Annotated in this window: 21 protein-coding genes and 5 pseudogenes; 14 read left to right on the top strand and 12 right to left on the bottom strand. The window is 61.0% G+C overall.

Features of this window, described 5'->3' with window-relative positions; all coding sequences use genetic code 11:
- Window positions 1-8: 8 nt before the first annotated feature.
- From ACM6IT_RS28870 to ACM6IT_RS28860, 3 genes are all read right to left on the bottom strand, one after another.
- Complete coding sequence (locus ACM6IT_RS28870) at window positions 9-839, bottom strand: alpha/beta fold hydrolase (RefSeq protein WP_414912787.1); 831 nt, start codon at window positions 837-839, stop codon at window positions 9-11.
- A gap of 122 nt (window positions 840-961) precedes the next feature.
- Window positions 962-1,318, bottom strand: coding sequence for a 6-carboxytetrahydropterin synthase QueD (queD, locus tag ACM6IT_RS28865; protein ID WP_046042818.1), 357 nt, complete (start codon window positions 1,316-1,318; stop codon window positions 962-964).
- A 75-nt stretch (window positions 1,319-1,393) separates the two neighbouring features.
- A complete protein-coding gene (locus ACM6IT_RS28860) occupies window positions 1,394-2,473 on the bottom strand; it encodes a patatin-like phospholipase family protein (RefSeq protein WP_414919173.1) in 1,080 nt (359 codons plus the stop codon).
- A 269-nt stretch (window positions 2,474-2,742) separates the two neighbouring features.
- Between ACM6IT_RS28860 and ACM6IT_RS28855 the strand changes: the two genes are divergently transcribed.
- The 3 genes from ACM6IT_RS28855 to ACM6IT_RS28845 are packed head-to-tail and all read left to right on the top strand — an operon-like array spanning window position 2,743 to window position 5,045.
- Window positions 2,743-3,063 carry a PepSY domain-containing protein gene (locus ACM6IT_RS28855; protein WP_056722513.1) on the top strand — a complete coding sequence of 107 codons (321 nt, stop codon included), beginning with the start codon at window positions 2,743-2,745 and terminating at the stop codon, window positions 3,061-3,063.
- A 3-nt stretch (window positions 3,064-3,066) separates the two neighbouring features.
- Window positions 3,067-3,735, top strand: a complete 669-nt coding sequence (locus ACM6IT_RS28850) for a response regulator transcription factor (RefSeq protein WP_414919172.1) — start codon at window positions 3,067-3,069, stop codon at window positions 3,733-3,735.
- Window positions 3,732-5,045 (top strand): sensor histidine kinase, encoded by a 1,314-nt coding sequence (locus ACM6IT_RS28845; RefSeq protein WP_056722509.1) that lies wholly within the window; start codon window positions 3,732-3,734, stop codon window positions 5,043-5,045. Before ACM6IT_RS28850 ends, ACM6IT_RS28845 begins: the two co-directional genes overlap by 4 nt.
- A 51-nt stretch (window positions 5,046-5,096) precedes the next feature.
- Here the strand turns inward: ACM6IT_RS28845 and ACM6IT_RS28840 are convergent, their stop codons facing one another.
- The 3 genes and pseudogenes from ACM6IT_RS28840 to ACM6IT_RS28830 form a co-directional block, all read right to left on the bottom strand.
- A complete protein-coding gene (locus tag ACM6IT_RS28840) occupies window positions 5,097-6,773 on the bottom strand; it encodes an MFS transporter (RefSeq protein WP_056722507.1) in 1,677 nt (558 codons plus the stop codon).
- A gap of 215 nt (window positions 6,774-6,988) precedes the next feature.
- Window positions 6,989-7,582 (bottom strand): annotated as a pseudogene (locus ACM6IT_RS28835) (methyl-accepting chemotaxis protein); the annotation flags it as partial.
- 264 nt (window positions 7,583-7,846) lie between these two features.
- Window positions 7,847-8,917, bottom strand: a pseudogene (locus ACM6IT_RS28830) (HAMP domain-containing protein); the annotation flags it as partial.
- 442 nt (window positions 8,918-9,359) lie between these two features.
- Here ACM6IT_RS28830 and ACM6IT_RS28825 point away from each other — a divergent pair.
- The 5 genes and pseudogenes from ACM6IT_RS28825 to ACM6IT_RS28805 all read left to right on the top strand — a co-directional run bounded on the left by ACM6IT_RS28825 (window position 9,360) and on the right by ACM6IT_RS28805 (window position 13,704).
- The gene (locus tag ACM6IT_RS28825) at window positions 9,360-10,676 is read left to right on the top strand and encodes a Na+/H+ antiporter family protein (protein ID WP_056722503.1); all 1,317 of its coding nucleotides are present in this window, start codon (window positions 9,360-9,362) and stop codon (window positions 10,674-10,676) included.
- 169 nt (window positions 10,677-10,845) lie between these two features.
- Window positions 10,846-11,670, top strand: a pseudogene (locus ACM6IT_RS28820) (cache domain-containing protein); the annotation flags it as partial.
- Window positions 11,671-11,706: 36 nt separating this feature from the next.
- A complete protein-coding gene (locus ACM6IT_RS28815) occupies window positions 11,707-12,528 on the top strand; it encodes a methyl-accepting chemotaxis protein (RefSeq protein ID WP_414919184.1) in 822 nt (273 codons plus the stop codon).
- A gap of 154 nt (window positions 12,529-12,682) precedes the next feature.
- Window positions 12,683-13,429, top strand: a complete 747-nt coding sequence (locus ACM6IT_RS28810) for a C1 family peptidase (RefSeq protein ID WP_414919171.1) — start codon at window positions 12,683-12,685, stop codon at window positions 13,427-13,429.
- Window positions 13,430-13,548: 119 nt separating this feature from the next.
- Window positions 13,549-13,704, top strand: a complete 156-nt coding sequence (locus ACM6IT_RS28805) for a metallothionein (RefSeq protein WP_079246731.1) — start codon at window positions 13,549-13,551, stop codon at window positions 13,702-13,704.
- Window positions 13,705-13,731: 27 nt separating this feature from the next.
- Here ACM6IT_RS28805 and ACM6IT_RS28800 read toward each other — a convergent pair whose 3' ends face one another.
- Together ACM6IT_RS28800 and ACM6IT_RS28795 are read right to left on the bottom strand one after the other, a co-directional pair.
- Entirely contained in the window at window positions 13,732-14,010 is a 279-nt protein-coding gene (locus tag ACM6IT_RS28800) for a hypothetical protein (protein WP_414919170.1), read from the bottom strand.
- 33 nt (window positions 14,011-14,043) lie between these two features.
- Complete coding sequence (locus ACM6IT_RS28795; RefSeq protein WP_056722497.1) at window positions 14,044-14,271, bottom strand: DUF6555 family protein; 228 nt, start codon at window positions 14,269-14,271, stop codon at window positions 14,044-14,046.
- A 94-nt stretch (window positions 14,272-14,365) separates the two neighbouring features.
- On the opposite strand from ACM6IT_RS28795, the pseudogene ACM6IT_RS28790 reads away from it, so the two are divergent.
- The 3 genes and pseudogenes from ACM6IT_RS28790 to mnmH form a co-directional block, all read left to right on the top strand.
- Window positions 14,366-14,467: pseudogene (locus ACM6IT_RS28790) on the top strand (zinc-binding alcohol dehydrogenase family protein); the annotation flags it as partial.
- Window positions 14,468-14,566: 99 nt separating this feature from the next.
- Window positions 14,567-15,601 (top strand): selenide, water dikinase SelD, encoded by a 1,035-nt coding sequence (gene selD / locus ACM6IT_RS28785; protein ID WP_056722495.1) that lies wholly within the window; start codon window positions 14,567-14,569, stop codon window positions 15,599-15,601.
- Window positions 15,601-16,704 carry a tRNA 2-selenouridine(34) synthase MnmH gene (gene mnmH / locus ACM6IT_RS28780; protein ID WP_414912782.1) on the top strand — a complete coding sequence of 368 codons (1,104 nt, stop codon included), beginning with the start codon at window positions 15,601-15,603 and terminating at the stop codon, window positions 16,702-16,704. The genes selD and mnmH overlap by 1 nt, the downstream gene beginning before the upstream one ends.
- Window positions 16,705-16,841: 137 nt before the next feature.
- Here the strand turns inward: mnmH and ACM6IT_RS28775 are convergent, their stop codons facing one another.
- Complete coding sequence (locus tag ACM6IT_RS28775) at window positions 16,842-17,513, bottom strand: histidine phosphatase family protein (protein WP_414919169.1); 672 nt, start codon at window positions 17,511-17,513, stop codon at window positions 16,842-16,844.
- A 367-nt stretch (window positions 17,514-17,880) separates the two neighbouring features.
- On the opposite strand from ACM6IT_RS28775, the gene ACM6IT_RS28770 reads away from it, so the two are divergent.
- Window positions 17,881-18,591 (top strand): glutathione S-transferase family protein, encoded by a 711-nt coding sequence (locus ACM6IT_RS28770; RefSeq protein ID WP_414919168.1) that lies wholly within the window; start codon window positions 17,881-17,883, stop codon window positions 18,589-18,591.
- Between the two features lie 117 nt (window positions 18,592-18,708).
- Here ACM6IT_RS28770 and ACM6IT_RS28765 read toward each other — a convergent pair whose 3' ends face one another.
- Window positions 18,709-20,244 carry an FAD-dependent oxidoreductase gene (locus ACM6IT_RS28765; RefSeq protein WP_414919167.1) on the bottom strand — a complete coding sequence of 512 codons (1,536 nt, stop codon included), beginning with the start codon at window positions 20,242-20,244 and terminating at the stop codon, window positions 18,709-18,711.
- Window positions 20,245-20,381: 137 nt separating this feature from the next.
- Here ACM6IT_RS28765 and ACM6IT_RS28760 point away from each other — a divergent pair, with 137 nt between their 5' ends.
- Window positions 20,382-21,473: a DUF1615 domain-containing protein gene (locus ACM6IT_RS28760; protein ID WP_414919166.1), complete on the top strand. Its 1,092-nt coding sequence runs from the start codon at window positions 20,382-20,384 to the stop codon at window positions 21,471-21,473.
- A gap of 87 nt (window positions 21,474-21,560) precedes the next feature.
- Here ACM6IT_RS28760 and ACM6IT_RS28755 read toward each other — a convergent pair.
- Window positions 21,561-21,836: pseudogene (locus ACM6IT_RS28755) on the bottom strand (hypothetical protein); the annotation flags it as partial.
- A 261-nt stretch (window positions 21,837-22,097) separates the two neighbouring features.
- On the opposite strand from ACM6IT_RS28755, the gene ACM6IT_RS28750 reads away from it, so the two are divergent.
- Complete coding sequence (locus ACM6IT_RS28750; RefSeq protein WP_056722483.1) at window positions 22,098-22,721, top strand: glutathione S-transferase family protein; 624 nt, start codon at window positions 22,098-22,100, stop codon at window positions 22,719-22,721.
- Window positions 22,722-22,780: 59 nt separating this feature from the next.
- Here the strand turns inward: ACM6IT_RS28750 and ACM6IT_RS28745 are convergent, their stop codons facing one another.
- Entirely contained in the window at window positions 22,781-23,221 is a 441-nt protein-coding gene (locus ACM6IT_RS28745) for a CBS domain-containing protein (protein ID WP_056722481.1), read from the bottom strand.
- Between the last annotated feature and the right edge of the window lie 287 nt (window positions 23,222-23,508).

Raw genomic sequence — 23,508 nt, 5'->3', positions numbered from 1 at the left:
GGGTTTGTTCAGGAGGATTGTTGCAGGGGTAAAAATCCCATAAGAGCGGCGACGACCGCCTCGGGCGCATCTTCCTGAACCAGATGACCGGCGTTGGGTATCGGATAAAACAGCGATCCGGGAATCATCCGATGCAGCGCCTGCCCGCGTTCGATGGGAATCCACTGGTCGTCTTCACCCCAGAGAATCTGCACCGGGCAGCGAATCGTCGGGTATAGGCCCTCGGCCTCACGGGTATAGCGCTCGTCCATCTGCGCGATCTGCCGGTAGAACGCCGCCTGCCCCGGTTCCCCCAGCCACGGCTGAACGTAGGGGGCGAGTTCGGTATCGGGAATTTCCCGCTTGATCGCCCCGCGTATATAGGTCGGCACGATGGCGCGCTGGATGTAATCGGGCAGTCCGCTGAAGGCTGCTTCATGCTGGCGCACATGCTGCACGAATGGCGAGCCCCAGGGTGTGAGCGCCACCGGGTCGATCAGCGTCAGGCTGCGGTAATCCTTGTCGTTGAGCAGGTGCGTGCGCAGCGCCGTGGCACCGCCAAAGTCATGGGCCACCACGTCGGGGCAGTCCAGGTCCCAATGCTCCAGCAACTGCGTCAACAACAGGTTTTGCACACCGAGCGAGACATCGTCCTCGGGTTGTGCCGACTGCCCATAGCCCAGCAGATCGAAGTAGTGGACGCGGTGAGTCGCCATGAAATACGGCGCGATCCGGTGCCACACGAAAGAAGAAAACGGCGTGCCATGCACGAACACCAGCGGCGGGCCGTCGCCGCGTATGGTGTAGCGTACCTGATGTCCGTTGAACTCGAAGACCTGATCCAGTGGCCAGTCAGTCATGGGCTTGTCCTCTTGGCGGGGAAGAGGCAAAGAGCATAGGCATAAAAAAACAGCCGATGAAGGCTGTTTTTCATGTCACTGACGAAACGCATATCCCTTGTGGGAGCAGTGTTGTCTGAAGATTACTCGCCGCGATAGATGCAACCGCTGGTGCAGGTCTCGTGGATACGGATCGCGCTCAGTTCCGGCAGCAGAGGCTTCAATTCCTGCCAGATAAACTTGGCCAACACTTCGCTGGTCGGGTTTTCCAGGCCGGGAATGTCGTTCAGGTAGTTGTGGTCCAGGCGCTCGTACAGCGGCTTGAAGATCGCCTTGATTTCCGAGAAGTCACGGATCCAGCCGGTGTGCGGGTCGAGGTCGCCGCTCAGGTGGATGGCCACTTTGAACGAGTGACCGTGCAGGCGCCCGCACTTGTGGCCGTCCGGGACGTGGGGCAGGCGATGGGCGGATTCGAAAGTAAATTCCTTGAAGATTTCCACAGTGTTTTCAGCTCTGTTCAGGTGGCGTTCGCCGCAGCGATTCGGGCAGGCGGCGAGTTTAGCAGTTTGTCCTGACTAAAGGGTCAGCAAGCGCTCGCCGAGGCGACCGTTGGCGGCCAGTTCGAGGAACTCGTCCCCCAGGCGGCGACTTTCGTCCATGGTCGTGCGCCAATATTTCTGCCGGCTCGGGGCATCGCCCATGAAGCGCTTGAAGTCGTTTCGGTCCGGCAGTTTGCCGTAGGGCAGGCGCGCCAGGTATTCCTTCGATGGTGCCAGCAACAGCACGTTCTGCAAGCGAGCCGGGCAGGCGCGGCGCCACGGCAGGGTCTTGTCGAACCAGCCCGGGATCACCCGGTCGGTGAAGTGCGGGTACAGCACGATGTCGTTGCCGCTGTAGGGCAGGTCCAGGTGGTAATCCAGCAGACCACCGTCGCGGAAGGTCCCGGCGCCGGCGCCCGGCAGGTCGCGCACGCCTTGCATCACCATCGGGATCGAGCCCGAGGCCAGCAGGGCCTGGCGCAAATTGCCGGCATTGAGGGCGACGAAGCGCGAGGGGAAGTCACTCAAGGCATCGACCGGCGGCGCCAGGCGCGGGTCGTGGATGATCAGGCGTTCGAAGTGTCGTGCCAGCCGCGCCCGGCCACGCAGGTTGTCGGCGATGACCGATGACAGGCCCAGTCCCAGGCGGCCGCGATGATCGTCGGCCAGCAAACCGTGGCTTTTGACCACCATGATGTTCAGGCGGTAATGGCTGTTACTGAGGATCGAGGCATCGCGACCGTCGAGCAGGTCATTGAGCATGCGCTGTGAGCTCTGGCTGATCTGCGCCATGGTCACGCCCTTGGCAAAGTGTTGCTCTGTGTACAGCTGCCCGAGACGCCGGATACCCTCGGCGGCGTCCGGCAGGCAGGCGCTGGCGAAGCGCCAGGAACCCACCGATGCGCCAATCAGCGAACGCTCCCGCGGTGCCGCCGGCAGCCACTCGCCGAACAGCGCCAGGTCCAGACCCTGAATCCCCAGCGCCTTCGGCCCGCCAGCCGCGCCCGGCAAGGTGCCGACGTCGGCGGCGTTCAAACCGTTGTCCCGGATGCGCGCAAAGGCTCGTGGGCCGGCCTTGAGGGTCAGGGACGGGAACTTGATGTGGATGGCGGTCATTGCGCTCTCGAAGTGTGTAGGAGCTGCCGAAGGCTGCGATCTTTTGGTCTTTTGCCTGGCGACTCAAGTGAAAGTGAGAAAGGATCGCAGCCTTCGGCAGCTCCTACGGGGTTGTGGTGTCAGCAATGATGGCAATTCAGTTTCAATTAAGTTCAGCGGGTTAAGGTGGCTCGCCTATACCCCCGACGCAACGCTGGTACCATTGTGGTTTTCGCTCTGGAATTAGACGCGGTCAGCGGGCAGTGACTCAAGGATCATCAGGATTGGTAATGAAGGTGTTTCTACTCAATCGATGTGTCGCACGCAGAATGGCGCTGCTGCTTCTGGCATTTTGCTCGGCAGTGATGGCCCGCGACCTGGATCAGGATGAAGCCCTGCGCCTGCGTCAACAGGGCGTGATCCTGCCGCTGGAGCAACTGCTGCAGCAAGCGATGGATCGCTACCCCGGCGCAAAACTGCTGGAAGCCGAACTCGAAGAGAAGCACAACATCTACCTTTATGATGTCGAATTGCTGACCCCCGAAGGCGTGGTCCGTGAGCTGCACATCGATGCGACTGACGGCCGATTATTGAAAGACGAGGAAGACTGATCCATGCGTTTGCTCCTGGTGGAAGACCATGTGCCCCTGGCCGACGAACTGCTGGCCGGCCTCAGTCGCCAGGGCTATGCGGTGGACTGGCTGGCCGATGGTCGCGATGCTGTGCATCAGGGCAGCACCGAGCCTTATGACCTGATCATCCTCGACCTCGGTCTGCCGGGCGTGCCGGGGCTTGAAGTGCTGGCGCAATGGCGGGCGGCGGGGCTGGCCACGCCGGTGCTGATCCTGACGGCCCGGGACTCCTGGGCCGAACGCATCGAAGGCCTCAAGGCCGGCGCCGACGATTACCTGACCAAGCCATTTCATCCCGAAGAGCTGTTTTTGCGCATCCAGGCGTTGCTGCGCCGCTCCCATGGCCAGGTCAACCAGCCAACGCTCAAGGCTGCCGGGCTGCATCTGGACGAAGGTCGCCAGTGCGTTGTGCGCGACGGTGCGGACATTCAGCTGACCGCCGCGGAGTTTCGCCTGTTGCGTTATTTCATGCTGCACCCCGAGCAGATCCTCTCCAAAGGCCACCTTGCCGAACACCTCTACGACGGTGAAACCGAGCGCGATTCCAATGTGCTGGAAGTCCACGTCAACCACTTGCGCCGCAAACTCGGCAAAAGTGTGATTGAAACCCGTCGCGGCCAGGGTTACCTGTTTGGCGGGCAAGCCCGGTGAGATCGATCCAGCGCCGCTTGAGCCTGGGCCTGATCAGCGTGATGGTGGTCGTTGGCCTGGTGCTGGCGCAAACCAGCCTGTGGTTGTTCGAAATGGGGTTGCAGCGTTACCTCGAAGCCGGGTTGCGCAATGACAGCGAGAACCTGCTGGCGGCGCTGGTGCGCGGGCCGCAAGGTTTGCAGCTGGATGAGCGGCGCCTGTCACCGGCCTATCAGCGGCCATTCTCCGGGCATTATTTCCGCATCGATTTCACCGATGGCCATTGGCGTTCCCGTTCCCTTTGGGATCAGGAACTGCCGGTGCTCGATCAACCCGGTCTGCATGGCAACCTGCAACTGGGGCCGGAAGGGCAACAGTTACTGGTGCTGCGCACGGACTATCGACGTTCGGGGGTGCCGATCTCCATCAGTGTCGCCGAGGATTACACGCCGATACGCGAAAGCTTCCGGCGCATGCAACAGCTCGGGTTTGGCCTCGGTTTGACAGCGCTGTTGCTGATTCTGCTGCTGCAACGGATTACCGTGCGCCGGGCCTTGCGTCCGCTGGAGCAGGCCCGTGAGCAGATTGCGCAGCTGCAACAGGGCCAGCGCTCGCAACTCGACGATCGGGTGCCGGTGGAACTGGAGCCACTGGTGGCGCAGATCAACCATTTGCTGGCCCACACCGAGGACAGCCTCAAGCGCTCACGCAATGCCCTGGGCAACCTCGGCCACGCCTTGAAAACCCCGCTGGCGGTGCTGTTGAGCCTGGCTTCAAGCGAGCAACTCGACGCGCACCCACAATTGCGCAAGACCCTCAAGGAACAACTGGAACAAGTCCAGCAGCGACTCAATCGGGAACTCAATCGTGCGCGGTTGTCCGGCGATGCGTTGCCGGGCGCCCTGTTTGATTGCGATGCCGAGCTCCCCGGCTTGCTGGCCACGCTGAACATGATCCATGGCGACCACCTGGCACTGAGCTACCGCGCACCCGCCGGCCTGCAATTGCCCTGGGATCGCGAAGATCTGCTGGAACTGTTGGGCAACCTGCTGGATAACGCCTGCAAGTGGGCCGATGCCGAGGTTCGCCTGAGTGTGGCCGAGACTGCAGAGGGCTTTGAACTCGGCGTGGAAGATGACGGCCCGGGGATTCCCGAAGAGCGTCGCGATCAGGTGTTCGGCCGAGGCACGCGCCTGGACGAGCAAACCCATGGGCATGGTTTGGGGCTGGGTATCGTGCGCGACATCGTCGATAGCTGGGGCGGCAGACTGTCGTTGCTGGAAAGCGAGTGGTGCGGGCTGAAGGTCGTCATCGAATTGCCCAGACACTGAGGTCCATTGTGGGAGCGGGCTTGCTCGCTCCCACATAGAACCTCCCCCTGCTCAGGTGTGATGAATCTCCCGATCCTTGGTTTCCGGCATGAAGAAAATACCCAGCACCGCCGTCATCACCGCGATGACGATCGGATACCACAGCCCGTAGTAGATATCCCCCGTGGCCGCCACCATGGCGAATGCCACCGTCGGCAGGAAGCCACCGAACCAGCCATTGCCGATGTGGTAGGGCAGCGACATCGAGGTGTAGCGGATGCGCGCCGGGAACAGTTCCACCAGCCAGGCGGCAATCGGCCCGTAGACCATGGTCACGTAGATCACCAGGATCGTCAGCAGCAGCAACACCATCGGGTAGTTGGTCTTGGCCGGGTCGGCCTTCTCTGGGTAACCGGCGTCCTTGAGGGCGGTGGCGAGGGTGGCGGTAAAGGCGTCGTTCCTGGCCTTGAAATCGGCGGCCGGCATGCCGGTGCCCTCGAAGCTCTCGATCACTTTATCGCCAATGCGCACCTGCGCAACGGCGCCCGGTTCGGCGTCCACGTTCTTGTAGGGGATGGCCCTTTTGGCCAGTACGGTCTTGGCCAGGTCACAGGAACTGGTGAATTTGGCCTTGCCCACCGGGTCGAACTGGAACGAGCACTGGGCGGGATTGGCGACGACCGTGACCGGATTCTTCTCCTGCGCAATGAACACGTCGGGGTTACCGTATTGGGTCAGCGCATGGAAGATCGGGAAGTAAGTCAGGGCCGCGAGGATGCAGCCAGCCATGATGATGCCCTTGCGCCCGATGCGGTCGGACAGGCTGCCGAAAATGACGAAGAACGGCGTGCCGATCAGCAATGAGCCGGCAATCAGCAGGTTCGCGGTCTGCGGGTCGATCTTCAGCGTCTGCAGCAGGAAGAACAGTGCATAGAATTGCCCGGTGTACCAGACCACCGCCTGGCCGGCGGTACCGCCGAGCAGGGCCATGATCACGATCTTCAGGTTCTCCCAGCGGGCGAAGGATTCAGTCAACGGTGCCTTGGAGGATTTGCCTTCGGCCTTCATTTTCATGAAAACCGGCGACTCGCTGAGCTGCAGGCGGATGTACACCGAGACGATCAACAACAGGATCGACAGCAGGAACGGAATCCGCCAGCCCCAGGCTTCGAAGGCTTCGGTGCCCAGGAGGGTACGGCAGGCGAGGATCACCAGCAGTGAAAGAAACAGGCCGAGGGTTGCCGTGGTCTGGATCCACGAGGTAAAGAAGCCGCGTTTGCCCTTGGGTGCATGTTCGGCCACGTAGGTCGCGGCGCCGCCGTACTCACCCCCCAGCGCCAGGCCTTGCAACAGGCGCAGGCTGATCAGGATGATCGGCGCGGCGACGCCGATGGTCGCATAGCCGGGCAGCAAACCCACCACGGCCGTGGAGATACCCATGATCACGATGGTGATGAGAAACGTATGCTTGCGCCCGATCATGTCGCCCAACCGACCGAACACGATGGCGCCGAAGGGGCGTACGGCGAAGCCGGCGGCGAAGGCGAGCAGGGCGAAGATGAAGGACGTCGTTTCGTTGACACCGGCGAAGAAGTGCTTGGCGATGATCGCCGCGAGGGAGCCGTACAGGTAGAAGTCGTACCACTCGAACACGGTGCCCAGGGAGGAGGCGAAGATGACCTTGCGCTCCTCCCGGGTGAGCCCGCGGTTGGGCGCGCTGCCCGTGGTTGTATTGTCGATTGCTGCCATGAGTATTCTCCGTCTTGCTCTTGTTGTAGGCCGGAGTTCCCACCAACACTTACCGTACCCAGGCCCTGGGGCTGAAGTCATCGGATTACGTGGCTTGCATTCAGGTTGACGCCAGAAAACGCTGCAAGGTTCCATGAAGCATAATCAAGGTCTGGCAGATATCCACTCGCCATCATTTGGTTGAGTCGGGCACAGAAAAATTTGTGGGAGCGGGCTTAAACGCGGAACTGATCCATCAGGCTCTGCTGCTGGTTCGCCAGGCTGTTGAGCGACTGGCTGACCCGCGCCGATTCATTGGCCTGGCCCGACAGCGACTCGGTCACGTCGCGGATGGTCGCCACGTTGTTGTTGATCTCCTCGGCCACCGCGCTTTGCTCTTCGGCGGCACTGGCGATCTGCATGTTCATGTCGTTGATCACGGTCACCGCGTCGCCGATCTGGCGTAACGCCGTTACCGCCTGGCCAACCTGCTCGACACTGCCCTGGGCCTGACGATGGCTGTTGCTCATCGAGCCCACCACTTCCTGGGTGCCGTTTTGCAGTTGTTCGATCACCAGACGGGTTTCTTCGACGGATTCCTGGGTACGCCGCGCCAGGTTGCGCACTTCATCGGCCACCACGGCAAACCCGCGTCCAGCCTCACCGGCACGAGCCGCTTCGATCGCGGCGTTAAGGGCCAGCAGGTTGGTCTGTTCGGCAATCGCGCGGATCACTTCCAGTACCGTGCCGATCTTCTCGCTGTTGGCGGCCAGGCCTTCGACCTGGACCATGGCCGCGCTCATGTCGGCGGCGAGATTGTCGATGCTGGCGGTGGTGCGGTCGATCACGGTCAGGCCCTGACGGGTCGCCTGATCGGCATCCCTCGCGGCATGGGCCGCTTGCGCGGCGCTGCGGGCGACGTCCTGGGCGGTGGCGCTCATTTCGTGGGAGGCGGTCGCGACCTGATCCACCTGGCGGTACTGCTGTTCCATGCCGGCGCTGGTCTGGGTGGCGATGGCGGACGACTGGTCCGCGGTACTGCGAGCGTCCTGCACCGAACGTTTCACTTCGGCAATGATCGGTTGCAGCTTGTCGAGGAAACGGTTGAACCAGCCGGCCAACTGGCCCAGCTCATCCTGCTTGTCGTAGGCCAGGCGGCGGGTCAGGTCACCTTCGCCGCTGGCGATGTCTTCGAGCATGTGCGCCACGCCGAGGATCGGACGGGTGACGCTGCGGGCCATCAGCCACACCAGCACCAGGCCGAGCAGCGCGGCGAGCACGCCCAGGCCGAGTTCAACCAGCGTACCGGCGGTGTTGCTGTCATCGAGTTGCTTTTTCAGGGCTTCGGCGGGGCCGACCAGGACTTTCTCCGGCACGTCGAGCAGCACGCCCCAGGATTTACCGCCGGGGATCGGCTGGAAGGGCGCCAGTACTTTCAGTTGCTGCTGGCTGTACAGGCTGGCGGTTTTGCTGCTGGCGGCGAGCATGCGCAGCAGTTCGGCGCCGCTGGCCTGGTCCACGGCGTCCAGGCGCTGGCTGAGTTTGCCGGCGTCCGGGCTGTAGCCGGCGAGCAGGCCGGCCGGGCTGATGATGCTGACGCTGGTCTGGCCATCATAGAGCTTCTTGCTCGCGCCCAGGCTGACCGCTTGCAGGCTGTTGAGGTTGATGTCCACCGAGAGCGAGGCGATGACCTTGCCATTGACCATCAGCGGGAAAACGATGCTGGTCATCAGCACGTTCTGACCGTCGATCTCATAGAAGTAGGGTTCGATCACGCACGGCTTGAGGGTGGTGCGCGGGCAGGTGAACCAGGCGTTGGCCGCTTCGCCGCTGGGACCGGTGCTGGTGTCGGCCATGTCCTTTTCCGGCAGCGCCATGGACGTCAACTTGCCCGGCGTCGGCTGCGACCAGTAGAGGGCGAAACGGCCCTTGTCGTTGCTGCCAAGCTCGGCCTGACCGGCGAACAGTTCGTCCTTGCCGTCCAGTCCATTGGGTTCGAACACCAGGGACAGGCCGAGCAGGTCCGGGTTGGCTTGCAGGGCCGACTTGACCTGGCGGGTCAGGTCTTCGCGCAGGTCGAAGGCATCGAGAAAACGCTTCTCGGCCTGGTCACGCAGGAACAGCACCTGCCGCGAGAAGCCGTGGCCGTACTGATAGGCGTCCATGAACTGCTGGCGAATCCCCAGTGCCTGGTTTTCGCCCTGGGACTCGATCCGCGCCTGGGCCGCTTCGGTCAGCATCTCCATGCTCGAGGCTTTCACCAACTCGGAACTGTGCTCCATGCGATACAGCGAAAGACCCACCAGCAGGGTCACGATGCCCGCCAGGCACAGCCCGGCCAGCAGGGTGATTTTCCATTGAATGGAAAGTTGTCTGAGCGACATGGAGACGTCCTTATTCGATAAATATCTGAGACTTTGCACTGTAGCGGCCGGGATTCGGCTTTCTTTAAGCCGGGCCAATGAATATCGAATACCCCGGGTTGGCTTTGACAAGGCGACAGCGGTCCGGCAAAGTGCGCGCCCTCTAATAAAACCCATTTTTTATCCGCTGGCGGCTCTCGCAGACTGTCGGCCGGACTCTTTTTGCTTGCCCAGAGGTATGACAATGAATGCAGTAATTGCCGCGGTCGGCATCATGCTGATCCTCAGCCTGTCCCGCGTGCATGTGGTGATCGCCCTGATCGTCGGCGCGCTGGTCGGTGGCTTGACCGGTGGCCTGGGGATCGAAGCGACGCTCAAGGCTTTCAACAGCGGCCTCGGCGGCGGGGCGACGGTGGCGTTGTCCTACGCCTTGCTCGGTGCTTTCGCCGTGGCCATTGCCAAGTCCGGCATGGCCCATGCGCTGGCCGACAAGGCCCTGGCCATGGTCGATCGCCAGCACGCCAGCGGCGGTGGCCAGGTCAAATGGCTGCTGATCGGCCTGCTCTGGGTCGTGGCCATCGCCTCGCAGAACATCTTGCCGATACATATCGCGTTTATTCCGTTGCTGGTGCCGCCGCTTCTTTATGTGCTGACCAAGCTGCAACTGGACCGTCGCCTGATCGCCTGCGTCATGACTTTTGGCCTGATCACGCCCTACATGTTCCTGCCGGTGGGCTTTGGCAACATCTTCCTCAATGAGATCCTGCTGGCCAACGTTGCCCGCAGCGGCGTGGACATCAGCGGCATCAATGTGACCCACGCCATGGGCATTCCGGCCCTGGGCATGGTGGCGGGCCTGCTGATCGCGTTTGTCAGCTACCGCAAGAAGCGTGTCTACGACCTGGCGAAGATTGAACAGGTCGAACAAGTGGCGGTGCAATACAACCCGCTGAGCCTGATGGTGGCCGGCGTGGCCATCGCGGCGGCGTTCATTATTCAGTTGTTGCTCGATTCGATGATCATTGGTGCGCTGGTCGGCTTCCTGATCTTCTCGGTGTCGGGCATCGTCAAATGGCGCGACACCGACGACCTGTTCACCGAAGGCATGAAAATGATGGCAATGATCGGCTTCATCATGATCGCCGCCTCCGGGTTTGCCGAAGTGATGAAGGCCACCGGTGAGGTGCAGACGCTGGTCGAGTCGTCGGCGTCGTACATCGATCACAGCAAGGGCATTGGCGCCTTGCTGATGTTGCTGGTGGGGTTGCTGGTGACCATGGGCATCGGCTCGTCGTTCTCCACGGTGCCGATCCTGGCGGCGATCTTCGTGCCGCTGTGCGTGCAACTGGGCTTCAGCCCGTTGGCGATCGTGTGCATCGTCGGCACGGCCGGTGCCCTGGGCGACGCCGGTTCGCCGGCTTCGGACTCGACCCTGGGTCCGACCTCCGGCCTGAACATCGACGGCCAGCACCATCACATCTGGGACACCGTGGTCCCGACCTTCCTGCACTACAACCTGCCGTTGCTGGCGTTTGGCTGGGTAGCGGCGATGGTTCTGTGATCTAACAAGCAAAAGATCAAAAGATCGCAGCCTTCGGCAGCTCCTACATGGGAAGGGTGTTCATCTGTAGGAGCTGCCGAAGGCTGCGATCTTTTTGGGGCGTTCAACTTTTGACCCGGCGTGCCGTTAAAGCTTTAACCACGACAACAAAATCAAAAGAGTGAACGTCATGCGCATGAGCCTCAAGGCCAAAGTCCTGTCCCTTGCCGTCCTCCCGGTGTTGCTGTTTGCGCTGGTCATCAGCCTGACCACGCTGTTCATTCTGCAGGATCAGGCGCGCAAGGAAGTCGAGCAGACCCGCGAGCGCCTGCTCAGCGATGCCAAGGCGACCCTGCAAAGCTACGTGGCCGTGGCCATGACCACGATCAAACCGCTCTACGACGCGGCCGCCCCTGGCGATGAGGCGGCGCGGGCGCAGGTGATCAAGCTGCTGTCGAGCATCAGCTATGGCAAGGACGGCTACTTCTTCGGCTACGACTCCAACACCGTGCGCCTGTTCAAGGCCAACAGCCCCGAAGGCGTGGGCCAGAGCTTCAAGGACAACCGCGACCCGAACGGTGTCTACGTCAACCGCGACCTGGTGAAAGTCGCCAGGGACGGTACCCACTACCTGCAATACAGCTCGCCATTGCCCGGCAACACCCAGGTGCTGGTGCCCAAGCTCGGCTACACCGAATATCTGCCGAAGTGGGACATGGCGGTCGGCACCTCGGTCAACCTCGATGGCATCGAAGCACAGGTGGCCGTGGTCGAAGCCAAGGTCCAGGCCCGCATGCAAGGCATGGTGCTGAGCATCGTCGGCGTGGCGGTCGTGGTGCTGCTGGTGATCGCTGCCGTCGGGATGCTGCTGGCCAACACCATTGTGCGTCCGCTGCATTTGATGAAAGCCAACCTCGATGACATCGCGGCAGGCGAGGGCGACCTGACCCGCCGCCTGACCATCACCAGCCAGGACGAACTCGGTGAACTGGCCGGCTCGTTCAACCGTTTCGTCGACAAGATCCACGGCCTGGTACGGCAGATCACTGAAATGACCTCGCAACTGACCGGGCTGGTGACTCAGGTGTCCGACCAGGCCAATCGCTCGGATCAGGCCATGGAGCGCCAGCGTCACGAAACCGATCAGGTGGCCACGGCGATCAACGAAATGTCGGCGGCCGCCCAGGAAGTGGCCAAGAGCGCGCAGAACGCCGCGGTCGCCGCCCAGCAGACCGACGAAGAAGGGCAGGCCGCCAAGCGCGTGGTGGTCGGCAGCATCGAGAAGATCCATGCCCTGGTGGACGATATCCGCAGCAGCGGCGTGTCCCTGGACAGCCTGCAAAAGGATGTGTCGTCGATAGTCAGCGTGCTCGGAGTGATCCGCTCGATTGCCGAGCAGACCAACCTGCTGGCGCTCAACGCGGCCATCGAAGCCGCCCGCGCCGGCGAGGCCGGGCGCGGCTTTGCGGTGGTGGCCGATGAAGTGCGGGCGCTGGCCAGCCGCACGCAAATCAGCACCCAGGAAATCCAGGGCATGATCGACCGTTTGCAGGCCGGCACCCAGTCAGCGGTGGAGGCGATGCGCCGCTCCAGCGAGGCCGGCGACGGCACCTCGGCCCAGGCCAATGAGGCGGGGGCTTCGCTGGACACCATGGCCCAACTGATCGCGACCATCAATTCGATGAACGCGCAGATCGCCAGTGCCGCCGAAGAACAGACCGCCGTGGCCGAAGAGATCAATCGCAGCGTGCACCAGATTGCCGTGGCCGTGGACAGCGTCGCCGATGAAACCCAACTCGGCGCGCAGACTTCACGCAGCCTGGCCGACCTCGGCCAGCGCCTGGGCAGTCTGGTCGGGCAGTTCCGTATTTGACAGTTATGGTTAACAACGCGAAATGGTGTGGTTTTTATAACTAAACAGTATTGAGTAACTGTCATATTTGACAGTTGTTGCCGTTGGCTTATTGGTCTTTCATTTCAATGACATAGCGAGGTAACTGCAAACCATATGGAAACAGGGGCTAAGTATGAGATTTTGGCAACTCTCATGTTTCATCCTGGTTGGCGGCTGTGCCGTGACGGCGCAGGCTCTGGAGATACCAAGCTCAGTGGACTGGCGTACCCAGGGAGCTGTTACCAGAGTCAAGCAATTGGGGACTTGTGGCTCCGGTTATGCTTTTTCAGCGGTGGGTGCCCTGGAGGGCGCATTGTTTTTGCAAACCGAAAGACTGGTCGAGCTTTCCGAGCAGCAGATTCTTGATTGCAGCAGTGAGCAAGGTAATCAAGGATGTGATGGGGGGCTGATGGATTACACCTATGACTACGTCAAGCAAAACGGTATTCAGTCAGAAGAATATTACCCTTACACAGGCGGCGGGGGACGCTGTAATGCAGGCATGATCAAGGCTGTCGCCGCCAATACGGTGACCTATACCAATATTCCTCGTGGCGACGAGGAGGCACTGCGCCAGGCCGTAGCCAAAGGGCCGGTATCGGCGGCGATTGACGCTTCCGACAACTTTGAAAAATACTCCGGCGGGGTATTGGATGATGAAAGTTGCGATGACGATGATTTGAATTACGCCGTGCTTATTGTTGGTTATGGCACCGAAGATGGCGAGGATTATTGGCTGGTGAAAAATAGCAGGGGGCCGGAGTGGGGGGAGGCCGGATATATAAGGATGTCCAGAAACAAAGATAATCAGTGTGGCATCGCCTCTTACGCGTCATTTCCTGTCCTCGCGAAACGGATAATTCATCAAGGACTCAAGTAGTGCGCCATACGCGGTGTTGCGGTGTTGCGGTGTTGCGGTGTTGCAGTCGACCCCTACACTGAAAAGCACGGGTTGTTTTCATCTCCCCCCGACGACCACCACCCACAGGAGTCAAACCCATGACTGAGCGTATATGCGATTGTCCGAAGTGTTCCTGCAAACTCGGCGAACACCCGATCGTGCGTCACGGCAAGCACTATTGCTGTGAAGCCTGCGCCAAGCATCACGAGCACGGTGAGGAGTGCGCCTCCCAAGGCTGCAAGTGTGCCCACTGAACCCCACGGCGCACGCAAAAGTGGGGCCTAGTCCGGCTCCACTTCCAGCCTGAGGCTGTCATCCTCCAGGCGTTCGCTGTGGCGCACGATGCCTTGCAAGCGCCGCCCTTCGACCCGCAGCACCAACGTCCTGGCCTGCTCCAGATCTTCCGGCAGTGGTGCCGGGACGCGTATGGCGAAGCAGAATGGGTCATTTTCGACCTGCTCCAGCCCGATCCGGCACTCGGCGCTCCTGGTGATGCGGCCGGTCGGCGTGTCCAGGCCGTAGTCCAGCTGCGCAGGGCTGTTGACGGGTGTTGCGCTCATATCCCTTCCCCCGAACCTGATGGTCAACGGATATTAGTTCGCTGGCCGCCACTTGACGTTTTCCACGCCGAATTTTTCAGCCATCGGCTTGCTGGTCTTTTGCACCTTCTCGCGTCCGAATCGGGGGATTCGCCCCACCCCCGCGTCACAGCTCGCCCAATGCCAGGCTTCTGCGTTATCCATTTTTTCCAGGCGGATGATGAATGACTTCGCAGCGCCATGGAGGGTGTACTCAATGACGAATAATTTTGCACTGTTCATAAAGCCCCGGTTCCTCCCTGTTGTACATAGAAGGATCGCGCGCCATCAGGAAAATTCACTCGGATTGTCGAACGGCGGCGGTTGCTGGCGACAGCCCCTGCCACCAGGATTGTTCGAATCGCCATTGGCTGAAGGCCTGGAGCGTTATGCCGAGGTGAATCAGGGCAGCGGTGAGAAGGTGATTTTGCTGCCATAACCATACCCCCACAGAGGCACTGCTCACCACCGCATCTCCTGCAAAGAAAAAGGCTCATTTGCTGTAGGATTAGTTACCTAGACTCCAAGAGGTAACCCCATGAGCGAGCCGATTCGCCTGACCCAATACAGCCACGGCGCCGGTTGCGGCTGCAAGATCTCCCCCCAGGTGCTGGAAGTGATCCTGGCCGGTAGCGGGGCGCAGAACCTCGATCCGAAGCTTTGGGTCGGCAATGCATCGCGCGATGACGCGGCGGTGTATGCCATCGATGAAGAACGCGGTGTGGTCTCGACCACTGACTTTTTCATGCCGATCGTCGACGATCCCTTCGATTTCGGCCGAATTGCCGCCACCAATGCCATCAGCGACATCTATGCGATGGGCGGCGATCCGTTGATGGCGATTGCGATCCTGGGCTGGCCGGTGAACGTGCTGGCGCCGGAAGTCGCCCGGGAAGTGATACGCGGCGGTCGTTCAGTGTGTGACGAGGCTGGCATCCCGCTGGCAGGCGGGCACTCCATCGATGCGCCAGAACCGATCTTCGGCCTGGCCGTCACCGGTCTGGTGGAAAAACGCCACATGAAGCGCAACGACACCGCCACCGCCGGTTGCCTGCTGTATCTCACCAAGCCCCTGGGGATCGGCATCCTGACGACGGCCGAGAAAAAGGGCAAATTGCGCAACGCCGACATTGGCCTGGCCCGGGACTGGATGTGCACCCTGAACAAACCCGGCAGCCGTTTCGGCAAGCTCGACGGCGTGACCGCGATGACCGACGTCACCGGTTTCGGCCTGCTCGGGCACCTGGTGGAAATGGCCGACGGCAGCCAGCTCACGGCGCGCATTGAATATGACCGCGTACCGCGCCTGCCGGGGGTCGAGTATTACCTGGAACAGGGTTGCGTACCGGGTGGGACGCTGCGCAATTTCGACAGCTACGCCAGCAAGCTCGGACGCCTTCAGGAACTGCACAAACGCGTGCTCTGCGACCCGCAGACCAGCGGCGGCCTGCTGATTGCCGTGACGCCGCAAGGCAACGAGCAATTCCTTTCGGTGGCCGCCGAACTGGGCCTGAGCCTGGAACCGATCGGTGAACTGGTCGAGCGACAGAGCAACGCAGTCGAGGTGTTTTGATGTTCGTCGACTGCACTGATTACCGCGACATCTTCCTCAACGACCGACCAATGATGGATGCCCGCGCGCCGGTCGAATTCAACAAGGGCGCGTTTCCCGGCGTGATCAACCTGCCGTTGATGAACGACCATGAACGCCAGCGGGTCGGCACCTGCTACAAACAGCACGGCCAGCAAGCGGCCATCGTGCTGGGGCATCAACTGGTGTCGGGCGCGGTCAAGGCCGAACGCATCCAGGCCTGGGCCGATTTTGCCCGGGCGCATCCGGATGGCTTGCTGTACTGCTTTCGCGGCGGCCTGCGTTCGCAGATCGTCCAGCAATGGCTCAAGGATGAGGCCGGCATCGACTATCCACGGGTGGGCGGCGGCTACAAGGCCATGCGTACCTTCCTGCTGGACACCCTTGATCAAGCCGTGACCCAGTGCGATTTCGTCCTGTTGGGCGGGATGACCGGCACCGGCAAGACCGAGGTGCTCACGCAACTGGGCAACGCCGTGGACCTTGAAGGTCATGCCAACCACCGCGGCTCCAGTTTCGGCAAGCGCGCCACGGGCCAACCCTCGAATATCGATTTCGAAAACCGCTTGGCCGTGGACGTGCTGAAAAAGCGCGCCCGGGGCATCGAGCAGTTCGTACTGGAAGACGAAAGCCGCGCGGTGGGCAGTTGTGCGCTGCCGTTGCCGCTGTACCAAGGCATGCAGCAGTTCCCGATGGTGTGGCTGGAAGACAGCCTGGAAGGGCGGGTAGAGCGGATCCTGCGCGATTACGTGGTGGATCTGTGCGCCGAATTCATCGACGTGCATGGCGAGGAGGGCTTTGCGTTGTTTTCCGAGCGCTTGCTGGCAAGCCTGAACAATGTGCAGAAGCGCCTGGGTGGCGAACGTCATCGACGCATGCTGGTCTTGATGGAGGATGCGTTGGCCGAGCAGGCCCGCAGTGGCGCGGTGGATCTGCACCGGGGCTGGATCGAAGGGCTGCTGTGCGAGTATTACGATCCGATGTATGCGTTTCAGCGAGAGAAGAAAGACCCGCGGATCGAGTTTGCCGGGGAGCGGGGGGCGGTTCTCGAGTATCTGCGCGAGCGGGTGAATCAGAAGGGTTGAGGGTGTTTTTGCCGGCCTCATCGCGAGCAAGCCCGCTCCCACATTGGATCTGCGTCGTACACGAAATCTGTGTTCACTGAAGATCTACTGTGGGAGCGGGCTTGCTCGCGAAGGCGCCCGCTCAGACAACGCATGCCTCAAGTCGGGCAGGTTTCAGCACCGTTATCCAGACCTTGCTTGTACACATGGCTCTGTAAACTGGCCTTGCCGTCGTGCCAGGTCAGGGTGAGTACGTACAGCGAGTCATAGTCGCTGGACTCCCAGTCATCCGTGATGGTCATTTTCTTGCCGGTGGCGTCGCCGGCCACCTTGTTGATCAGTTCCGGCAGGTAGCCGTGGGACCAGGCCGTGTAGATGATCGAGTTGTGGTACTTGTCGTGGAGCAGTTCATCGGCCAGGTCACTGGTGTCATTGGCGGAAAAGTTGATGTTTACCGGCAGGCCGAGCTTGATGGCGCTGGGGCTGATGGTCATCAGGGGGCGGATGTAACTGTAGGAATTGTCGAGCTCGCCTTCCTCGACGTTACGGGTCGGGTTCGCCGCGAACACATAATTGGCCTTGCCGAACTTTTCCGGCAGCAACGTGGCCAGGTCGATGGCGCGGTTCAGTCCCTGGCAATTGAGCTGGCCCAGGCCACCGTCGGGTTTTTCCCCGTGGCGCAGGAAAACCAGCGTCTGGATGCCATCCATCGGTTGGGCGCGACTCAGGCCGGACTCCAGCGACAGAAACATGGCGGTGACTACCAACAAGGCGGGCAACAAAAGGTAAGCGCGATGTTTGAAGCGGTTGGCAAAATTGAACAGGTTCATGAGTAAAGGTTCTTCAGCGCAATTCGGTTAAGGCTGACAAACCTTTACACCTCGATTGTCCTGCGTCGGGTGTTTTCCATGTCATTGCAGTCGGTCCGTTATCCAAGGGGTGTTGCTCAGAGTCCCCTGAACCCGATTGGTTCGATTCCGGCCGAATGCGCGGCAATGTACCGGTAACCTTCACAGGTTTGCAGCGAAGGTTATCGACAGGATGTTGCACAATTGTGGACACGCTACACCTAATGACGTTGAAACGGTCGTGATCTCTTTTGATCTCGGCTATCAGTGAGATCGATGGCTTCAAGGGATCGCTGAGCCGATATCTACATTATGATCGTCACTCTCAATGTCTTCGTGGATCCCGCCCATGACCGATTTGTCCGCATTCCCCATCACCCGCAAATGGCCTGCCCAGTATCCGGAGTGGATTCAGCTGTACTCCCTGCCGACCCCCAACGGCGTCAAGGTCTCGATCATGCTCGAGGAGATCGGCCTGCCGTATGAGCCTCACCGGGTAGGCTTCGACACCAACGACCAGATGTCCCCGGAATTTCTTTCCCTGAATCCCAACAACAAGATTCCGGCGATCCTCGACTCCCACGGTCCGGACGACCAGCCACTGGCGCTGTTCGAATCGGGCGCGATTCTGATCTACCTGGCCGACAAGAGCGGACAACTGCTGGCCCAGGAATCGGCAGCGCGCTATGAAACGATCCAGTGGCTGATGTTCCAGATGGGCGGTATTGGTCCGATGTTCGGCCAGCTCGGGTTTTTCAACAAATTCGCCGGCAAGGACTACGAAGACAAGCGTCCCCGTGACCGCTACGTCGAGGAAAGCAAACGCCTGCTCAAGGTGCTGGACGGCCGTCTGCAAGGGCGTGACTGGATCATGGGCGAGCGCTACACCATCGCCGACATCGCCACCTTCCCATGGGTGCGCAACCTGATCGGTTTCTATGAAGCGGGCGATCTGGTGGGCATCCAGAACTTCCCTAACGTCACGCGGGTACTGGAACGTTTCCTGGCGCGGCCGGCGGTGGTGCGCGGGTTGCAGATTCCGAGCCCCGTTTCAGGTTGAACCCCATCCCCTGTGGGAGCGGGCTTGCTCGCGAAAGCGGAGTGTCAGTGACAGATGTATTGACTGACACACTGCATTCGCGAGCAAGCCCGCTCCCACATTTTGATCTGTGTTGAATCAGGTCGTGCCAAAAAACGGCCGGATCCCGTGATCGCGGAAATACCGTTCGATCACTTTCGGGTCCGAGCAGGTTTCGGCAATCGCCACATAGGTATCGGGCCGCAACAGATAAAAGCCGTTGCGCCCAAGGCCCGCCGCTTCGAACGCCGGTCGCCAGTCAAACACGTGTAGCGGCAGATGGTGCTCGTGGCACCAGGCAATCATCTCGTCGCTGGTGTCGCCATAGACATGCACCTGCCAGGTCAGGCACTTGAGCGACTCAAAATTATCCCCCTCACCGTCATGGGCCCAGGGCAGGCGATCGCCGCCATGCACGTGCCCGGCAACGCCGGTACTCAGCGGCATTGCGCGATAATTCAGGGTGATCTGCGACACCGTGCGAAACAGGAACTGGCGGGAGGTTTCGAACGATGTCATTTTTGGTAACAAGAACGGGGCCAGGCGCGTACGCAGCAAATCGGCAATCGGCCCGTCGGCGGTGACGAACGTGAAGACCCGGTCGGTGGTCGCCACCAGTTTGCGCGCAAAGGCAATGCGCTCGGTTTCATAGGTGTCGAGCAGACTGGCCTGGGCACCACCGCTCAACACGGCCGCCAGTTTCCAGGCCAGGTTGATGGCATCGCCAATCCCGGTGTTCATGCCCTGGCCGCCCGCCGGGCTGTGCACATGGGCGGCATCACCCAGCAAAAACGCCCGGTCCTTGCGGAAGTGATCCGCCACCCGATGGTGCACGCGGTAGGTCGAAAACCAGTTCAGTTGCTCGATCTGAACTTTCATATGTTCGATGGCCCGGCTGCTGACGTCCTCGAAGCGCAGGGTCTCGGCGTGTTCGGCGCGCTCGTCGCGCACTGTGCCGATCAGGCGGGCACGACCACTGTCGGCCAGCGGGAACACGGCGAGGAAGTCCGCCTCGTCGAGATCCACATGCAGTTCGCCGTTGAATGTCGGGCCGCTGGCCTGCACGTCGGCGACGTAGAAAATCTGCTGGTAAGTCCCGCCGGGAAACCCGGTATCGAGGGTCTTGCGCACAATCGACCGGGCACCGTCGCACCCGGCCAGGTAACAGGCCTGGCAGGTTTCCTGCTGGCCGTCGGGCAGGAGCAGCGTGGCCGTGATGCCGTCTGCGGTTTGCTCGAAGCCTGCCAGTTCGGTGTTGCGTTCCACCGTGATGCCGAAGGTTTCCAGGCGCTCGATCAGCAGCCGTTCGTGTTCGTCCTGGGGGAAGATCTCGAGAAACGAGTAGGGGGTCAGGCCTTCACCGATCCGGGACAGAGGCAGGCGCGCCACGAGCTCACCCTTGACCCAGAAGTTGCCGGCCTTTACTTGATGGCCGTGTTGCACCACGGCGGTGTCCAGTCCGAGCTGGCGATATAACTCCAGCGTCCGTGCCTGGACGGCCAGCGCCCGGGACGTGGTGCCGGGGGCCGAGGTTTTGTCGACGATCCGCACGCGCACGCCCAGTTTGCTCAGCCACAACGCCAGGACCAACCCGGTGGGGCCGGCGCCGATGATCAACACGTCGCTGCGGTGCATGAGCCTGTCCTCTTCGCTGTGTGAATCAAGTATGGTCCAGTCGGGGAGGGCGACAACCGTCGGACTGCCACGGACGTAGCCGCTGACCTGCCATTGGTCGTATGGTTGGCCCGGACAAACGGATTAGATGGAACGACATGCAAATCAGATTGATCACAAGCGTCGCCGTGTTGCTGATATTGGCCGGTTGCGGCAGCCAGCGGACCCAGGAATCGGCGGCCCGCAGCCCGGCCGAAGTAAAGGCCGAGATTGTACGTTTACTGCCGGCCAAGGCCGCCGATCCCCAGGGTTGGGCCACGGATATCCAGGTGGCGTTTACCGCGCAAGCCATCTCGCCGACCACGCAAAACCTGTGCTCGGTGCTGGCCGTGACCGAACAGGAGTCGACCTTTCAGGTCGACCCGAGCGTACCGGGCCTGGGCAAGATCGCCCGCGACGAGATCGACCGCCGTGCCGCCAAGGCGCACATTCCCGGCCTGCTGGTGAGCGGTGCGTTAATGCTCGATTCGCCGAATGGCAAAAGCTACAGCAGTCGCCTGAATGCCGCGCGCAGTGAAAAGGAACTGAGCGCTGTTTTCGACGACTTCATCGGCATGGTGCCAATGGGCAAGAAGCTGTTCGGCGGCTTCAACCCGGTGCATACCGGCGGACCGATGCAAGTCAGCATTGACTTTGCCGAACAGCAGGCCAAGGGCTATCCGTACCCGGTGAAGAGCTCGATTCGTCATGAAGTGTTCACCCGGCGCGGCGGCATGTATTTCGGCATCGCGCATCTGCTCGGCTATCCGGTGAGTTACCCACAGCCGTTGTACCGTTTTGCGGACTTCAACGCGGGTTGGTACGCCAGCCGTAACGCTGCGTTCCAGAACGCGGTGAGCCGGGCTTCCGGTATCCCGTTGGCGCTGGATGGCGACCTGGTGCGCTACGGTTCGATCATGCCCGGCACCACGGAGCTGGCCGTGCGTACCCTTGGCAAGCAACTGGACATGCGCAATCCGACGATCCGCGACCAACTGGAAGAGGGGAATACCCTGGCGTTCGAAGACAGCAAGCTCTATCGGCGGGTTTTCGAACTGGCCGAACGGGCCGAGGGCCGGCCGTTACCCCGCGAAGTGTTGCCCGGGATCGTGCTACAAAGCCCGAAAATCACCCGCAAGCTCACCACTGCGTGGTTTGCCAAGCGAGTCGATGAACGCTACCAGCGCTGCATGGCACGTGCAGTGCAGTAATCGCGCCGTATCAAAGAGAATAAAAAACCCGGCGGATGAGGCCGGGTTTTCTTTGAGTCCTGCGCTCAGGCACTGCATTCAGACAGCGCGGCTTTCGATCAGGCGGTCCGAACCACCTTCGGCGACGCGGTTTTGCAGGAGCTTGTCCGAACCACCTTCAGCGACGCGGTTTTCCAGCAGGCGATCCGAACCACCTTCAGCCACGCGATTCTCGATCAGGCGATCGGAACCACCCTCGGCCACACGGCTTTCAATCAGACGATCCGAGCCGCCTTCAGCGACCACAGGTTGAGCGGAGTTTGCGGCGAAAACGTTAACTGCGAAAACCGAGAAAGCGATGCCGAGGAGGGTCTGGCGTTTCATGATGGTGTGCTCCGGGGTGCTTATGGGTTGGTATGGAGCAGATGTTACGCCGGGGATTTTTTAAGAGAACTTCATTGAAGTGATGGTGAACATCGACGGCAATGATAGGACTTGCGGCACACCCCTGGTGAGCGTGATGGTGCGATCGTCGGATGATCGCTGTGTGGTGGGTGGTGGCTTCTACACTGGTTAGCTGGCGCGTTCCTCTGCCGCGACGGTCGATGTGGCCCGGCAGAGGTCACGGTATGCAAGGAGACGTGTATGTACCAGCTCTACGGCCATCAGAACTCTGGCGCAGCGGCCATCGAGGCTGCACTTGAACTCTGCGATGTTCCTTATCGCTTCATCGATGTCGAGTCGTCCGCGGAGGCGGCCCAGGCGCTGCAGAAGCTCAACCCGCTCAAACAGATTCCAACCTTGCAGCTGCCCGATGGCGCTGTCCTGACCGAGAGCGCGGCGATCCTGATCCACCTCGGGCTGACCTTTCCCGCATCGGGGTTGTTACCGCAGGATCCAGCCGAGCGAGGCCAGGCCATTCGCGGCATGGCATACATCGTCAGCAATTGTTATGCGGCCATCGGCATCATTGATTACCCCGAGCGCTGGCTGGCCGAGGCGGATGAGTTGTCCAGGCAGAACCTCATGGAGGGCGCCCGCCGGCGCCTGCACTGGAGTTGGGAGGTGTTTGCCGATCAGTTCTCGGGCGAGTTGTACCTGGGCAGCGAGAAGCCAGGAGCCCTGGATGTGCTGGCGGCGGTGATCTCACGGTGGGCGGGCAGTCGTGAGCATTTGCGCAACGCCCGGCCGGGGTTTTTCGCCTGGCTGGAACGAATCGACCGCCACCCGGCACTGGCACCGGTGTTCGCCCGGCATTGGCCGGCCTGAACTCCCAAAACCCAATGTGGGAGCATGCCTGCTCCCACAAGGGATCCTCGGCGTGTCGACTATTCCCCGCGAATGTACTGTTCCAGCTGCTTGATCAGTTCCGCCTGTTCGGCAATGGCTTCCTTGACCAGGTCACCGATCGACAGCAGGCCGATCAATTTGCCACCTTCGACCACCGGCAAGTGACGCAGGCGCTTATCGGACATGATGCCCAGGCAGGTCTCCACGGTTTGGTGGGTATCAACGGTAATCACCGGAGACACCATGATGTCGCGCACCGGCGTGCCCACCGAAGAGCGGCCGTGCAGCACCAGTTTGCGCGCATAGTCCCGTTCGCTGATGATGCCCAGCACTTCTTCATTCTCTACCACCAGCAAGGCGCCGACGTTTTTCTCGGCCATCTTCATCAGCGCTTCGAGCACCATGTGGTCGGGTTTGATCTGGTGGACTTCCTGATTCTTCTGATCTTTGAGCTTGAGCAGCTGGGCGACGGTTTTCATGGTGGTTACTCGGGTGTTGTCGTTGTTCTTGAAGAATCGTAGACGCGAGCGTTCAGGGCAAGGGCGAATGCGGCAGATAACACGCAAAAAACGTCATTTGCCGGATTTTCTTTGGCAAACCTCACATTTCGGGCCAGCACCTTACCTGTGGGAGCGGGCTTGCTCGCGAAGCGGACTGTCAGCCAACAAAGATGTTGAATGTTATGGCCCCTTCGCGAGCAAGCCCGCTCCCACAGGGTCGGTGTCTGCCTGGTAGACCGGCGGCAAACGCGCTATCGCGACGGATG

This window comes from Pseudomonas sp. IT-P4, assembly GCF_949767755.1.
Lineage (GTDB): Bacteria > Pseudomonadota > Gammaproteobacteria > Pseudomonadales > Pseudomonadaceae > Aquipseudomonas > Aquipseudomonas monachiensis.
The sequence above is the reverse complement of the archived record's forward strand: the minus strand, read 5'-3'. Positions and strand labels throughout refer to the sequence as shown.